The following is a 16,914-nucleotide window of genomic DNA, read 5'->3' as shown; positions in this document are numbered from 1 at the left end:
AGAGGGCGATCGCTTATTATTCAAAGCAGCCCATTCGGTAGGATTAGATCGGGTTGTCAATCAGTTGCGAGCAGAATTTGCCACATGGAGTCATTAGTCAAAATTAAGATTCATATATCTCTCTGATTTAGGGAAACTTTCAGCAGTTTGTGGTGAACTAGGGGATACAGTAGGATTACTATTTGATTTTTATGTATCCCTTATATAATGTTCGCTTAATTACTTATCACAAAAACTCTCCGCGTCAGCCCTAATTATACAGCGGTTTCCGCTCTTATGAAGTACGCAAGCCAGTTTTACTCCTGACTCCTGTACGGGCGTATTGCAATACGCCCCTTCTGACTCCTGAATTCTGCTGTAATCAGCCATAATTGTTCATTTTTTGGGAATTCTATACTCGACTACATTTAAGATTTTACCACTCAAATTATTATGCTCATATTCCTCTGCAATTTTACCTCCTAGCTTTTCTGCAACTCTCTGGCTGGAGGTATTTGCCCGATCTACAGGATATCTCAAATATTCATAATCTAAGTTTTCATCAGCCCAGCTTTTTAAAGCTGTAATTGCTTCTGTTGCATAGCCTTGTTTATGTGCTGATTTTTTTAACCAAATTCCAGTTTGGGGATATTTAGTATTAATGTAATGGATGCCACTACATCCTAAAAATTCTTGAGAATCTTTCTTTAAAAGTACAACTATTAAATTCTTCCCTTTTTCCATCTCTAGTAAAGATTGATTAATAAAAAATTCAGTATCTACAATTTTTCTAGGTGGACTAGCGTATAAATAAGTCGTAATTTCGGCAGTGAATTCCCGAAAAATATCTTCCTTATATTTGAGCGATATCGTCTGTAATAACAGGCGGTTTGTACATATTGCTAAATGTAAAGATGCCATGATATTTCCTTAAATAATAGTGATTTAAAGTACTACTAATTCAGTGATAATACGCTTGCAAGAATTGCAGTAATTTTGACGTTCAGTATTTTTCTGTATTGTGACTAACCAGATTTAGGTTAAATTCATGAAAACTTTAGCAAAAAAAAATTGTCATGATCTCCTGAATCATCTAAAGTTTTGTTAAGATGCAATTGCTAGGAGTAAATCAAGAAAATTCAGTCATCAGGCTGTAGATAGATAAACCATACTAGCGCCAGCACAGAGTTTAAAGGCTGAACCAATGACTACCTACATTTTTTTTGACGATGCCCTCCGGATGCTTACCAATGCCTTCCTGTTTTCGGCAATACTGCTAATTGCAGCTTCCAGCATAGGTTTAGCCGTGATTGAGACAATTGAAAAGACCGAACACTAAAATTTACACCTAACTGTAAAGTTGTAACTGAAAACGCTTCACTGAGCGCGTTCACACTACGTCAATACTTGAGAAGGGCAAACACGCAATTTATTTTTTAAATGCAGAAAACCTCTGTCTATTGTCTCTTTTGTGTAGTTTCTCATATCCAGTCCGGCTAATTGCTGGTAAAAAAACTCTCCGCGCGGTTCCCTAATCATAAGTATTTAACCGGACAAAATTCTATCGGGAATAGGCAACAGGCATATATATTTCACTAATATTTTTATATTTTGACCCCAAGGATTGTAGGATTTGGTAAATATCTTCCTTCAATCCTTGCAAATGTCGATTTGCTGTTTTTTTATAGTTTATAAACTAAAATACCCTAAAATTTATCAGTATGCCTGTTTCTGCCACTCTATCCCAACTGGTTGAAGTTCTGTTAGCCCAACCAGTGAATTTATCTGCATCTGCTTTAGCCCAATTGGGCAGTGGTATTCAAACAGACACCCGGATGTTGCAAGCGGGCGAAGTGTTTGTGGCTTTACGGGGCGAAAAGTTTGATGGACATGAGTTTGTACCGATGGCGATGGCTAAAGGTGCGATCGCAGCAATTGTAGATTATGCTTATGAAAATCCTGGAGTTCCTGTATTGCGGGTGAAAGACACTCTTCAGGCATATCAGCAAATTGCTAGATGGTGGCGTGAAAGTTTTTCTGTTCCTGTGATTGGAGTAACAGGTTCGGTGGGAAAAACGACAACTAAAGAACTCATAGCCGCAGTTTTAGCCACCAAAGGACAAGTTCACAAAACTTATGGGAATTTCAATAACGAAATTGGTGTGCCAAAAACTCTCCTTGAACTTGGTACAGAACATGATTTCGCTGTCATAGAAATGGCAATGCGGGGAAGAGGACAAATTGCCGAACTAACGCAAATTGCTAAACCCACAATTGGCGTAATTACCAATGTGGGAACAGCACATATTGAATTACTCGGTTCAGAAGCAGCTATAGCCGCAGCTAAATGTGAATTACTAGCCGAAATGTCTGCTAATAGTGTGGCAATTCTCAATTATGACAGTCCCCTATTAATGGAAACAGCAGCGAAATTTTGGCAGGGGAAAGTTATCAGTTACGGTTTTTCTGGTGGCGATATCCAAGGAAAGTTAATTGACAATGAAGTTGTAGAAGTGGCAGGAATGCGCTTACCTTTACCCTTGCCAGGTCGCCACAATGCTACTAATTTTTTGGCGGCTTTAGCAGTAGCCCAGGTATTAGCAATTGATTGGGCATCTCTACAATCTGGTGTCATGGTGAATATGCCTACAGGCAGATGCCAACGCTTTACTTTACCTAATGATGTTTTAATTTTAGATGAAACCTATAACGCTGCCCCAGAAGCGATGTTAGCAGCTTTGCAGTTATTGGCAGATACTCCCGGAAAGCGGAAAATTGCCATATTAGGTGCGATGAAGGAATTAGGGGAAAGATCCCAACAACTGCATCAACAAGTAGGGGAAATGGTGCGAAAATTGAACTTAGACGGTTTGCTGGTTTTAGTAGATGGACAAGATGCCCAAGTTATGGCCAACAGCGCTCAGGGTATACCTTCTGAGTGTTTTACTACTCATGCTGATTTGGTAGCCAGATTAAAGACATTTGTGCAAGAGGGCGATCGCTTATTATTCAAAGCAGCCCATTCGGTAGGATTAGATCGGGTTGTCAATCAGTTGCGAGCAGAATTTGCCACATGGAGTCATTAGTCAAAATTAAGATTCATATATCTCTCTGATTTAGGGAAACTTTCAGCAGTTTGTGGTGAACTAGGGGATACAGTAGGATTACTATTTGATTTTTATGTATCCCTTATATAATGTTCGCTTAATTACTTATCACAAAAACTCTCCGCGTCAGCCCTAATTATACAGCGGTTTCCGCTCTTATGAAGTACATCTTAGCCCCCTCATCGCTTGCGGTGAACCAGCGCTGTAGGCGGGTTTCCCACCGTAGGCGACTGGTGTTCACCGAAGGTGTGCCGGAGGCATCATCCGAAGGAGGAGGGGGTTGGGGGTGGGGTTCTTGTACCTCATAACACCGGGAAGTGCTGTAAGTCTTTAACCGTAAGCTAATAATCATTCAAATTGCATCCCCCTGTCTTTCCTTTTGGAGCGTCAGAGCGTCTTTCTGAGGTTAGGGACTATGCAACTTAAAGACAGATTAGCTTAAGAGCTTCCATGAATAAGTATAGCTACGCCATGCCAAATATCATAAATCAATTCGGATTACTATATATCGATACAACTTGATACTTTACCCATATCCTCTTAAACTGAAATCATGAGATTTCTATACAAGTCTATGCAAACAGAGCCAGCAGTCCAGATATTGATTGTGGATGATAATCCAGATAATTTGAGAGTACAGCTTTTTATGATTCTATAACGGGAGTGTTTAATCTATGAAAAACCCTGAACAAAATACTCTTTTAATTGTCGATGATAACCCCACTAATATTAAAGTTCTCTTTGACTTTTTACGAGAATCTGGATTTAGAGTTTTGATTGCTAATGATGGGGAAACTACCCTAGAGCGTCTTGATGTTACGACACCAGATTTAATTTTATTAGATGTAATGATGCCAGGAATAGATGGATTTGAAACTTGTAAATCTATTAAATCGCAACCAAAATTTCAGAACATTCCTATCATTTTTATGACTGCTCTAGTAGATGCTGAACATAAAGTTAAAGGATTTTCATCTGGGGCTGTTGATTATATTACTAAACCTTTTCAACAAGAAGAGGTATTAATGCGAGTCAATTTGCATCTTAAACTACAGAATTTAACTCAGAAATTAACAGAAAGTAATCATAATTTAGTTAATTTAAATGCATCTTTAGAGCAGCGAATTGAACAACGTACTCTAGAACTTAAAAAAATTCAATCGCAATTAATTTTAAATGAAAAAATGTCTTCATTGGGACAGTTAGTAGCTGGTATTGCCCATGAAATTAATAATCCACTTGGCTTTATTAATGGCAATCTCAAATACGCATATGACTACACACAAGATATCATAAATTTGGTGCAGATGTATAAAAAATACTACCCTGAACCAGTCACGGAAATTGCAGCTAAGTTAGCAGAAATTGATTTTGATTATCTGGCACAAGATTTTCCTAAATTACTGGAATCTCTACAAGAAGCAACTAACAGAATTGCCAATATTAGTAAATCAATGCGGACATTTTCACGGGTAGATACAGATGTTAAAATTAACTTTAACATTCATGAAGGTTTAGATAGCACGCTGTTAATTCTCGGACATAGACTGAAGGCAAATGAACAACATCCAGAAATTATAGTGATCAAGGACTACAGTAATTTGCCAGAAATAGACTGTTATCCTGGACAAATTAACCAAGTATTTATGAATATCTTAGCCAATGCTATTGATGCGGTGGAAGAAACTAATAATAGTCGCCAATTTGCCGATATTCAAGCTCGACCAAATTATATTTATATTCGGACTGAATTAAAAAATAATCAGCATATTTGTATTTACATTAAAGATAATGGTATAGGTATAAGTCCTGAGATTAAAAATCAGTTATTTGAACAGTATCTGACCACTAAAGCAGTAGGAAAAGGAACAGGATTAGGATTAACTATCTCTCGTGAAATTATTGAAGGAAAACATGGTGGAAAATTGGACTTTACATCTATTCAAGGACAAGGAACAGAGTTTTTAATTCAACTACCATTGTTCACATCTTAAATTAAGAACAGGTTCTAAATTATTTATGATAAATCAAACTCATCAACTGATGTTATCTCTACCTGGTTACGAAATCACATCGGAAATTATAATTAATAATAAAAACGCTATATATCGTGGTAATAGGATCATAGATAACTGTCCTGTTATCTTCAAAACTTTTAGTCATCATTTACCCCTACCCGAACAAATAGCTGAACTAAAACAGGAATATGAAATCCAACGACGACTACAACTGCCGGGAGTCGTTCAGGCTTATGCTTTAGAAAAGGCCAACAATCAGCCAATTCTGGTATTAGAAGACTTTAATGCAGAGTCACTAGCACGTCTGGAATTAGCAGGTAAGTTAGAATTATCCGAATTTCTAGAGTTAGCAATTTCTATCACCATCGCATTAGGACAAGTTCATGCAGCTAGTATTATTCACAAAGATATTAATCCCCACAATATTGTCTTCAATCAATCAACTCGACAAATCAAACTAATTGATTTTGGTATATCCACAGTACTCGCACGGGAAAAGTCCACCCTCAAACATTTACAAACTCTAGAAGGAACACTACCTTATATTTCCCCAGAACAAACGGGAAGGATGAATCGAGATATTGATTATCGCAGTGATTTTTACTCTTTGGGTGTGACTTTTTACGAACTGATTACAGGCAATTTACCATTTCCGGGAACTGATGCTTTAGAAGTTGTTCATGCACACATTGCCAAACAACCTATTTCACCATACCAATTAACAGAAGGACGTTGCCCCACAGCTATATCTGATATTATTTTACAACTGATGGCGAAAAATGCAGAAGACCGCTATCAGTCTGATTATGGCTTGCAGCGAGACTTAGAAAAATGTCTGTATGAATTACAAACTCAGGGAATGGTACAGGTTTTTCCCTTGAGTTACCGCGATGCTAGGGAAAAGTTTATTCTGCCACAAAAACTTTATGGAAGGGAACAAGAACGGCAACAGCTACTGGCAGCTTATGAACGCATCAGTCAAGGACAGTGTGAATTAGTATTAGTTAAAGGTTATTCTGGTGTTGGCAAATCTGCTTTGGTGCGAGAAATTCATCAACCGATGACTGCCAAGCGGGGAAATTATATCTCTGGAAAATACGATCAATACCAGCGTAATATTCCTTATTATGCCTTAACACAAGCATTTAATGAATTGTGCGATCGCCTCCTTGCAGAACCAGAAGAGATATTAATCCAATGGAATCAGAGAATTATCCAGGCAGTAGGTAACAATGGCCAAGTTTTAATTGATGTTATTCCCTCCCTAGAAAGAGTTATTGGCACTCAACCACCAGTCACTTCTGTAGGTTTCCAAGAAGCACAAAACCGCTTTCAACTTTTATTTCAGAACTTTATCCAAGCCATTTGTTGTCCTGAACATCCCCTAGTTATCTTCATTGACGACTTACAATGGGCAGATACATCATCCCTAAGTCTACTGCAATCATTAATGCAAGACTTCTCCCACAAATCCCTACTAATTATTGGTGCTTACCGGGATAATGAAGTTGATATAACCCACTCACTCAAATTAGCACTAGACTCAATTCAACAGTCTGGAGCTACTATTTCTACTATTGAACTGCGAAACTTGAGTATTAGCAATGTCAATTCTCTCATTGCTGATGCATTCTTAACTGAACCCCAAGAGACTTATTCTTTAAGTGAATTAGTTTATAGCAAAACCCAAGGGAATGCCTTTTTTACTAATGAATTTATCAAATCTCTTTACACGGAAGGCTTACTAATATTTGATCATCAAAAGCAACAATGGCAGTGGGATATAGAAAAAATTCGCCTGCAAAATATCACTGACAATGTAGTTGAGTTGATGATTAATAAAATTGCTCAACTCCAGCCAACAACGCAACAGTGTTTGCAATTAGCAGCTTGCATTGGCAATCAATTTGATTTAGCAACTTTAGCTATTATTTGTCAGCGTCAAATACAAACGACCTTGACTGAACTTTGGACAGCTATTACATCCGGCTTAATCACTCCTTTAAATGACAAATATAAATTACTGAATATTCAAATCTATCAACAGCCAATTAGCCGGGAAATCAAATTTAAGTTTCAGCATGATCGAGTACAACAAGCAGCTTATTCATTGATGGATGCAGAGCAAAAACAAGCCACCCATTTACAAATTGGTCGCTTGTTACTGGCACAAAATACTGCCAACCAACAAGAATCAGAGATTTTTGAAATTGTCAACCAATTTAATCAAGTTATTCCCCTAATTAGAGAGGAAAGCGAACAGTTACAAATAGCAGAATTAAACTTGAAGGCAGGTCAGAGAGCCAAAGCCACCAGCGCTTATGTTTCCGGTTTTCAATACTTAGCAACAGGAATTGAATTATTACCTAAAAATTGCTGGCAATCCTATTACAATCTCAGTCTTAAGTTTTATGAAGAAGCAGCAGAGGCAGCATATCTGAGTGGTGATTTACAGCAGACAAATGAACTAACTGATGTAATTTTACAACAAGCAACCAATCTCTTAGATCAAATCACCACTTACGAAATAAAACTCCAAACTTATGTGTCTCAAAACCGTTTTTTAGAAGCTATTAGCTTGGGACTGGATATACTTGAGCAGTTAGGAATCGAGTTTCCAGCTTCTTCTACTCAGGCAAATATTAGCCTAAAATTGCAGGATCTCCAGTCTCAGTTACATGACAAAACCGTTGCTGACTTGCTAGAACTGCCGTTGATGACTGACCCTACACAACTAGTAGCTATCCGCATTTTATTAACAATTGCAGCAGCAGCTTATGTGAGCGCTCCAGATTTATATATCCTCATCATCTTGCAATTAGTAAAATTGTCCGTTCAGTTTGGAAATGCTAGAGGGTCTACCTATGGATATGCAGCTTACGGTTTGCTGCTGTGTGGTATTTTTAATGAAATTGCCACTGGGTTTGAATTCGGTCAATTAGCTTTACGGTTATTAGAAAAATTAGATGCTCAAGAGTTTCGCACTAAAACTTTTTTAATGGTCAATGCTTTTATCAACCATTGGCACAGTCATGTTAGTACTACATTAAAACCGTTGTTAGCTGGCTATCCAATAGGTGTAAAAACAGGAGATTTAGAGTTTGGTAGTTATTGTATTTTTATTTATTTTAGCCATCAATTTTTATTAGGAAAAGAACTGCAAAGCTTAACTCAGGAAATGACCACTTACATTACCTTACTTGGTCAACTTAAGCAGCAAACAACTTTGACATGGTTGCGTATTTATCAACAATTAACATTCAATTTACAGGGTGAAGCCGAAAATAATTGCTGTTTAAAGGGTGCAAGTTATGATGTAGAATTAATGTTGCCTATTCATCAAAAGATAGGTGATCGCAGTGCCATAGCGCTGATTTATAATTATCAATTAATGCTTTGTTATTTCTTCGGTAATTATACCCAAGCGCGGATTAATTCCGAATTAGGTAAACAATATTTAGATGCGGTTGTGGGGTTGTTAGTTTCCACTAACTTCTGTTTTTACGATTCTCTAAGCTATTTAGCAGTTTATCATCAGTCATCTGTGGCAGAACAAAGAGAAATTCTCGATCAAGTGCAGATAAATCAAGAAAAAATGCAACAATGGGCAAATCATGCCCCGATGAATTTTTTACATAAATGGTATCTAGTTAAAGCCGAAACATATCGTGTATTGAAACAAGCTTTAGAGGCAATGGAATATTATGATTTAGCTATTGCTGGAGCCCAAGAAAATGAATATCTGCAAGAAGAAGCCTTAGCAAATGAACTAGCAGGGCAATTTTATTTAGAGTTAGGGAGACAAAAAATAGGGATTGTCTATCTCCAAGAAGCCTACTATGGTTATTTACGTTGGGGTGCAAAGGCAAAAGTTACAGATTTGGAATCCCGTTATCCCCAATGGTTGAGAATAAACACTCCTCTATCTACAACTCGCTCAGTTAATAGTTCTACCTCTTCTGCAAACTTAGATTTTGCAAGTATTCTTAAAGCATCCCAAGCATTAAGTAGTGAAATTATTATCCATCATCTTCTAGATAAATTAATGAAGATTGTGTTGGAGAATGCAGGCGCATCTAAAGGTTATTTGGTGCTAAAAAAAGAGAATGATTGGGTGGTAGAAGCAGAAGGAAAAATAAATAATCAAACAATACAAAATTTTGCATCTACTCCTTTAAATAAAATTCCTAAAACATCCATACCCAAGTCTATTCTTAATTACGTAGCTCGCACCCAGGAAACCATCGTTTTAAATACTGTTCATCAGCAAGGAAATTTTAGTCAAGACCCGTATATTGAAATAGAAAAACCTAAATCTATACTCTGTACTCCTATCCTCAATCAAGGGCAAATTATTGGTCTTTTGTATCTAGAAAATCAACTCACATCTGGAGCATTTACTCCTGAACGGTTAGAGGTTTTACATTTGCTCACAGCACAAGCAGCAGTTTCGATTGAAAATGCCTTGTTATATCAAAACCTAGAACAAACAAAGCAACAAGTTGAGGAATATTCTCGAACTTTAGAAGTCAAGGTGGAAGAACGCACCAAAGAACTAGCAAAAGCTAAACAAACGGCAGAGTTGGCAAACCAAGCTAAAAGCGAATTTTTAGCGAGTATGAGTCATGAACTACGGACACCACTCAATGGTATTCTTGGCTATACCCAAATTATGCAACGATGGCTACGCCAGCCACAGGCATCGCATTTATTACTGGACATCCCATCATCACCACAAATAGAGCAGCATCGCAATGGGGTGCAGGTTATCCATGAATGTGGTACTCACTTGCTCAATCTGATTAATGATGTGTTGGATTTGGCTAAAATTGAAGCTCGAAAAATGGAGCTTTACCCCCAAGAGGTACACTTAAGTTCATTTTTATCTAGTATTGTAGAAATGCTGCGCGTCCGCACTCATCAGAAAGATATTTTTTTTGACTACCATACAGATACCAATTTACCTGAAAGTGTCTTTGTAGATGAAAAACGCCTCCGACAAGTTTTAATTAATTTATTGAGTAATGCCATCAAATTCACAGACACTGGTAGTGTGACTTTTACAGTGAATTTATTAGAAATGAATGTTGCTGCTATTCCTTCCACAGCTTGTATCCGCTTTACTATTAAAGATACAGGGGTGGGAATGAATCCAGAACAATTAGAAAAGATATTTCAGCCATTTGAGCAGGTGGGAGCTAGAGTTAAACAAATTGAAGGAACTGGTTTAGGTTTGTCTATTAGTCAGCGAATTGTAGAATTGATGAATAGCCAAATTCAAGTGAGCAGTATTTTGGGTGAAGGTAGCAGTTTTTGGTTTGTAGTCACATTACCTATTATTACTCAATCAAATATCCAGAATCAAACTCATAATCAAGGACAAATCATTGGTTATTCAGGTCAGAAACGCCGGATTTTAGTTGTTGATGACAACCAAATTAATCGAGAAGTTTTAGTTGAGTTGCTGCAATCTTGGGGATTTATCTGTGCAGAAGCCAGTAATGGGGCAGAAGGTTTAAGCCAAGTGATTTCTTGGCAACCGGATTTAGTAATTACTGATATGATTATGCCTGTGATGGATGGGTTAGAATTTACTCGACGGTTGCGAGAAGATTACCAGTTAAATGATTTAATTATTATTGCTTGGAGTGCCAGAAGTTTAGGTATTGAAAATAATAACGCAGCTAGTTTACAATTAAATTGTAATGACTTTCTTCCTAAACCAATTCAATCTGAACAATTACTTTTCTGCTTACATAAACATCTGCAAATAGAGTGGGTGTATGAACAGTCATCAAGTTACATTTCTACACCTTTAGAAATTACTGAGGCTACCCTTGTTCCACCACCAGAAGAACTAAAAAAAATATATAATGCTGCCATTATCGGTGACATTGCTGATATTGAACTGGAAGCAAAACGAATTAAGGAATTGGATAATCAGTATAGCCAATTCTGCGATCGCATTTTACAACTTGTCCAAAAATTTGATGTCCAAGCAATAGTTAAGCTTCTTAAAAAGACAGTGTTCTGAACTGTAAGTAGCCATCATGAACTGCTGACACCAGAAAACATAAAAAAAATTCTTATTCCCCTCCTCGCTTGCGGGGAGGGGTTAGGGGTGGGGTTTTATTTTCAAGTCAGCTGAACTCACATTTTGCACTTTCTGAATAAAAATTGGTGGGCAATGCCCACCCTACAAAATAATCAGGTTTTAAGACTTTTATTTTCACCTAGATATTCTAGCGATAATCTTGGCTTTGAATATCCCGTAACCTAGCAGCATCACGCATATTATAATCAGCACGGGTAAAGCGATTGATCTGCATTTCAAAAAAATCACGATTTGCCTGTAAATGCTTAGGATTTGTATCATCTAACGGATACAAAAGCGCAGTTCTTAAAGCTTGAATTACCGCAGATGTAACGTTATACATGGAACGTTGAAAAGTAATCCCCAACTGAATCAACATATCCTCCTCACCCCGGCAATATTTTTGGTAATAATCAATCAGATATTGGGGCAAGAAATGCAACATATCTTGCATTAATAATGTGGGTGGAATTCCTGCTGTTCCCACAGGAAACACATCAGCATAGAGAATACCATAGTGAAAGTCTTTTTGATCTTCGGGAACTTGTCCTGCTTGGGCATTATAGGATTTTGTCCCCCGGAAAGGTGCAGTACGGTAAAAAACGGCTTCTACATATGGTAATGCCGCTTCATATAGCCAGGTGAAACCCTTAGATTTGGGAATGATTTCATAGCATTCGCCATCTACATATATATGATGATAAATGGGACGACCAGCAATAGCAAATATGCCATTTACTAAAAAATCCATTGCATCTGGAACGCCTTTAAATCCACCTTCGTCGTAGATATCAGACATTTCAAAAAATACGGGTGCCATTACTTCCCAAAATAAGCCCAAATTGGAATAATAAGACATTTGGCGACACTGTTCCAAAAACATATCTGGAAACAGCTTATACATTCCCATCATGAGGGGATTATTTTTAAAATAAGCCGTAATTGCTTTATCAGCATTAGCCTTATATTCTTCTGAATCCAAATAAGCATCAAACTGATTTACTGGGGCGTACATTTGACGATGCCACAGCATTGCCCGCATACAAGCTTCTGCAAATTCCATGTTAATTCTGTCATGGAATAAATGATGCAATAATTTGGGCATTTTGAAAGTTTCACCTTTCTCCATAAATGCCAAAAGTTCAGGATGTGCAGTGGCTTCACCGCGCCAAATTCTTAAATCAGCATCATCACCAGCATAATGATTATGTAAATCCAAATACTCTTGAGGCAGGAAGTATTTAAAAAAGGGAAATGGGTTTAAAAACTCGCGTTCAGCTATATAAAGTAAGTCCCGCCAATAGAAATCCATCGGTACGGCATAAGCTTTGTAGATACCGATAATTTGCATTAAGTTTTCTGGAGTATCTGGCAACATTGAACCGCCAGCTTCTAGACGATGAATAATTTCTGCAAATTCGTGTCTAGAGGGTGGTAATTTGGTTGTTGATTTTTCTGGAGTTTGTACCATTGTTATTGCCTGTAAAAAAGATGAAATATTGATTTATGGTGTAGAAATATTGGGCAAATCTTTACGTATTTTCAAAGCATGAAAAATAATCATGTTTCCAATCTGGCAGTATTAACGTCATGGCTATTTCTTCTTCCTTCTTCCTTCTTCCTTCTTCCTTCTTCCTTCGCGCCTATCCCTACGGGACGCTACGCGAACGCGGTTCATTTAATCATAATTCTTCTGGTGGAAAGAGAGTAAATGGAAGAACTTGATATAGCAGTATGCACTTGAATGAGATACATCATAGTCCCCTCATCTCTTGCGGGGAGGGGGTTGGGGATGGGGTGTTTGTATCTCACTCAACCAAGAACCGCTATAGAACTACTTCAAAGCAATTTCCGAGATTACAGTTTTTTCAGGAGTAGGAATGACTGCTACCATTGATGTAGTTGTGGTTTCACTCCAACGCACTAACCAAGTTGGTTGTACTCCCAAAAAGATGATCAGAGATGCCAAAATCAAGGCGGGCATTTTTTCCGCCCAGACAACTTTAGGATAATAGGCTAAATTGTTTTGAAGCCTACCAAAACAGGTACGGTTGAGAAGAATGACAAAATAAACTGCGGTTAAACCAGATGCAACTACACATAAAAGTGTCGGAATAGGAAAGGTAGAAAAACTACCTTGAAAAGAGATAAATTCAGCTACAAAACCGGTTAAACCAGGAATACCAGCACTAGCCATTCCGCTTAAAACGAGTAGGGCGCTAATGAGAGGTAAACCACGTATGGGACTCATTAAACCGTTGAGTTTATCTAATTCTCTTGTCCCAACTTTGGCTTCTACAATACCTACCAAATGGAAAAGAATCGCAAGTATAATTCCGTGACTGAACATTTGGGCAACTGCACCAACTAATGATAGAGGTGTGCTGGCTGCGGCTGCTAGTAAAATATAGCCCATGTGTCCAATAGAACTATATGCTACCATGCGCTTGATGTCTTTTTGCGCGATCGCTATGACTGCCCCATAGATAGCATTGATAGCTCCCCAAATTGCTAAACTAGGCGCTATTACACTCCACGCTTGGGGAAACATACCCAGTCCAAACCGCAATAGTCCATAGGTTCCCAGCTTTGCTAATACACCACCCAGCAAGATAGCGATAGGTGCAGAAACTTCGACATAAGCATCGGGTAGCCATGTATGGAAGGGAACCAAGGGCATTTTGATCCCAAACCCTAATACTATTCCCCCTAGAAGCAGTAATTGCATTCCGGCGGAAATGTTTTGCGTAGAAACGGCATCAAAAGCAAAACTGTGAGAACCGGTTAACCATACCATACCCAAGAATGTTGCCAGAATCAACGCCCCAGAAACTGCTGTATAAATCAAAAACTTGATTCCAGCATAAGCTCTTTTTTCTCCTCCCCAAATACAAATTAATAAATAAAAGGGGATTAATTCAAGTTCATAAAACAGGAAAAACAGCAGTAAATTCTCTGCTAGAAAAGCACCAGCCACACCACCACTGACTAATAAAACCATCGAGTAGTAAAGGCGAGGGCGTTCGGTATTTTTATTGCTACTATAAATAGCTATCCAAGTTAGAAAGCTATTTAAAACTAACATTAATATTGATAGCCCATCAACTCCCAATTGATAGTTCAATCCTAGGGTTTCATTCCAAGGTAAATATTCTTGAAATTGCATCCCTGGATAACTGATATCAAATTTTAGGAGAATGAATAGATTCCAGAGTAACACTATTCCCGCTACTGTTAAAGATGCTAACCGGGCGCGACTTGGTTGTATGGCATTACCAGGCCAAAAGCCAATAATTGCAGCCGATATAATTGGTATCCAAATTAAAACACTCAACATAATAAATTATTCTCAATTAACAATTCACAATTTTCTAGTTAAGTAGGTAGGCAGAATAAAACCAAAATGTGTAAAGAAAAGTAAACAAGGCTAAAACCCTTTTTCCCCCTGCACCCTGCCTTATCCCAACGACAATTTTAACGCCAATCTACTTAGGCAGATTTTTCCTACCGAACTATCTGCCATTATCTTACGTTCAGAATACTAAACTTAAAAACTGTATTCCCCAGAATGGCCAAGTTACCCACGCACCTAACAGGCCAACTCCTACAAGAATGGTAAAGGCATAAAATTGAGTTTGTCCAGTCGTGCTGTATTTGAGTCCCTCTCCACCCAGAAGAGAAAACAAACCCACTAAATTAACGATGCCATCAATTACAAAACGATCAAGAATATCGGCGAATTTAGAAATTTGGGCAACACCGAAAATGATAGTGATTTTGTAGAGTTTTGGTGTGTAAAAGTCGTAAGCCAGTAAATCTTGTAAACCTTTCCAAGGCAGACGAATCGGTTTAGGAATGTTGCCTAAATAAATCACCCCACTGATGCTACAACCGAAAATACTTGACCAAATTAAAAGTAGAGCGATATCTTTATTTAAGGTAGTCCAATTGGGTAGCAATGATAAGCTTTGCAATACTAAAGGCAGATGTAAAACAAAGCCTACTAAAATTACCATTGGTAGAACCATTGGCCAATGAGCTTCGGGAGAACGTTCACTCATTTGTTTTGGTTTACCACCAAAAATTAAACTGAATTCTCTAGTTAAACTAAAGGCAGTTAAAGCATTTACCGCAACGATAATTCCCACCAACCCAGGGTGAGTTATCCAAAGTCCGTCTGCTAATTTAAATAATGCCCAAAAGCTGCCTAGTGGGGGAAAGCCAATGAAGCCCAAAGTCCCAACAATAAACGCTATTCCCGAAATGGGGCGACGTGTCCACAGTCCGCCTAATTGAGTTACATCTTGGGTAATGCTGTTCCAAACAATTCCCCCGGTACTCATTACTAATAATGCAGAAGCTAAAGCGTGGGTGAGAACTAATAAAAGTGCTGCGTCATCTTGTTGTGTTCCTACAGCAATAAACACTAAGCCCATGTAAGCACTGACAGAATAAGATAAGCAGCGTTTAATGTCAATTTGTGCGATCGCAATTAACGAAGCACCAATTGCTGTCACCGCCCCAATGGTAACCATAGCCGAAGAAACTACGGGGGACAAGCTAAACACAGGCTGCAATTTAATCAGCACCCATGCACCACTCGCCACTACCACTGAATTCCGTAAAATTGTACTCGGTACAGGTCCTTCCATTGCTTCATCTAACCACAGATGCAGCGGAAATTGGGCGCATTTACCCATTGGCCCAGCAATTAAACCCAAACATACTAATGTCATCACAGTTGGGTCAACATTCGCAGTCGCCGCCCATTCAGCTAACTCTGTATAATTCCAAGTTCCTGCTAAAGTCCAAAGTCCCAACACCCCCATAAGCAAAAACAAGTCTCCCACCCGTTTGGTTAAAAACGCATCTCTTGCGCCTGTCACCACTAAAGGCTGACTAAACCATAAACCAACTAGCAGGTAAGTCCCCAGAGTCAAGACTTCTAAGATTACATAACTGAAAAACAAGTCATTACACAGAACTAACGCACCAAGCCCAGCTTCAAATAATCCTAATAAAGAAAAGAAGCGTCCCCAGCCCCAGTCCATTTCCATGTAACCAATGGCGAATATCTGCGCTAGGAAATTTAAGCCAGTGACGACAATTAGCGCCCCCACACTCACCGAAGAAATTTCTAAATTAATAGTTAGGTTTAAGCCTGCGGTAGACAACCAAGGAATAAATACTTCTCGCGCTGGTTGATTCCATATTGCTGTGAAAGCAAAAACAGCATGAAAGAACGAGAAAAACGTCATTACTAAGTTTACATATCCCGCCGGTCTTGGCCCCGTTTTCCGAATTATCCCCGGTGACCAAGGAACTGCTAAAAGACCCCCTATCAAAGCATAAACAGGAATCAGCCAAACACTATCTAGGAAGTACTGAGCCATTCAATTACCTCTATATTTGCAGCAAAAATTAAAGCTATCACATCAATTAGCGTTGATCCCTATCAACGCAGTGACAACCACTAATGGAAATTTATCTTTGTTTAATATTGTTAGATTTAGCTTACCTTTATCTGTCCCAAATGGGAATTACTTTCCTAGATAAATCCACGATATTTTCTGTAATTTATTCTTATAGTTCTATGGATTGAATTATTGAATAATAACCATGAGTTTTTATCTATGGATGGAAAAGTTTGTAAAGGCAGCACGCGGGGACGCGGAGACGGGGGGAAACGGGGAAACAGGGACACGGAGATATGGAG

The 16,914-nt window shown here is 38.3% G+C and carries 8 protein-coding genes; 3 read left to right on the top strand and 5 right to left on the bottom strand.

What is annotated here, in order from left to right; translation table 11 throughout:
* Positions 1-219: 219 nt before the first annotated feature.
* Positions 220-369 carry a hypothetical protein gene (locus A9Y75_RS28515; protein WP_177176189.1) on the bottom strand — a complete coding sequence of 50 codons (150 nt, stop codon included), beginning with the start codon at positions 367-369 and terminating at the stop codon, positions 220-222.
* 6 nt (positions 370-375) lie between these two features.
* Positions 376-900, bottom strand: coding sequence for a GNAT family N-acetyltransferase (locus A9Y75_RS14135; RefSeq protein ID WP_071190204.1), 525 nt, complete (start codon positions 898-900; stop codon positions 376-378).
* 800 nt (positions 901-1,700) lie between these two features.
* On the opposite strand from A9Y75_RS14135, the gene murF reads away from it, so the two are divergent.
* The 3 genes from murF to A9Y75_RS14120 all read left to right on the top strand — a co-directional run bounded on the left by murF (position 1,701) and on the right by A9Y75_RS14120 (position 11,138).
* Positions 1,701-3,065: a UDP-N-acetylmuramoyl-tripeptide--D-alanyl-D-alanine ligase gene (gene murF / locus A9Y75_RS14130; RefSeq protein ID WP_071190203.1), complete on the top strand. Its 1,365-nt coding sequence runs from the start codon at positions 1,701-1,703 to the stop codon at positions 3,063-3,065.
* 695 nt (positions 3,066-3,760) lie between these two features.
* Positions 3,761-5,080 (top strand): response regulator, encoded by a 1,320-nt coding sequence (locus A9Y75_RS14125; RefSeq protein WP_071190202.1) that lies wholly within the window; start codon positions 3,761-3,763, stop codon positions 5,078-5,080.
* A gap of 25 nt (positions 5,081-5,105) precedes the next feature.
* Entirely contained in the window at positions 5,106-11,138 is a 6,033-nt protein-coding gene (locus tag A9Y75_RS14120; RefSeq protein ID WP_083389609.1) for an AAA family ATPase, read from the top strand.
* Positions 11,139-11,346: 208 nt separating this feature from the next.
* On the opposite strand, the gene A9Y75_RS14115 is transcribed toward A9Y75_RS14120, so the two are convergent.
* The 3 genes from A9Y75_RS14115 to A9Y75_RS14105 all read right to left on the bottom strand — a co-directional run bounded on the left by A9Y75_RS14115 (position 11,347) and on the right by A9Y75_RS14105 (position 16,591).
* Positions 11,347-12,669, bottom strand: a complete 1,323-nt coding sequence (locus A9Y75_RS14115) for a CO2 hydration protein (RefSeq protein ID WP_071190201.1) — start codon at positions 12,667-12,669, stop codon at positions 11,347-11,349.
* A gap of 363 nt (positions 12,670-13,032) precedes the next feature.
* Positions 13,033-14,535 (bottom strand): NADH-quinone oxidoreductase subunit M, encoded by a 1,503-nt coding sequence (locus tag A9Y75_RS14110; RefSeq protein ID WP_071190200.1) that lies wholly within the window; start codon positions 14,533-14,535, stop codon positions 13,033-13,035.
* 196 nt (positions 14,536-14,731) lie between these two features.
* Positions 14,732-16,591 carry an NAD(P)H-quinone oxidoreductase subunit F gene (locus A9Y75_RS14105; protein ID WP_071190199.1) on the bottom strand — a complete coding sequence of 620 codons (1,860 nt, stop codon included), beginning with the start codon at positions 16,589-16,591 and terminating at the stop codon, positions 14,732-14,734.
* Positions 16,592-16,914: the final 323 nt, after the last annotated feature.

It is taken from the genome of Trichormus sp. NMC-1 (assembly GCF_001858025.1).
Taxonomy (GTDB): domain Bacteria; phylum Cyanobacteriota; class Cyanobacteriia; order Cyanobacteriales; family Nostocaceae; genus Anabaena.
This window is presented reverse-complemented; position numbering and strand designations above follow the sequence as displayed.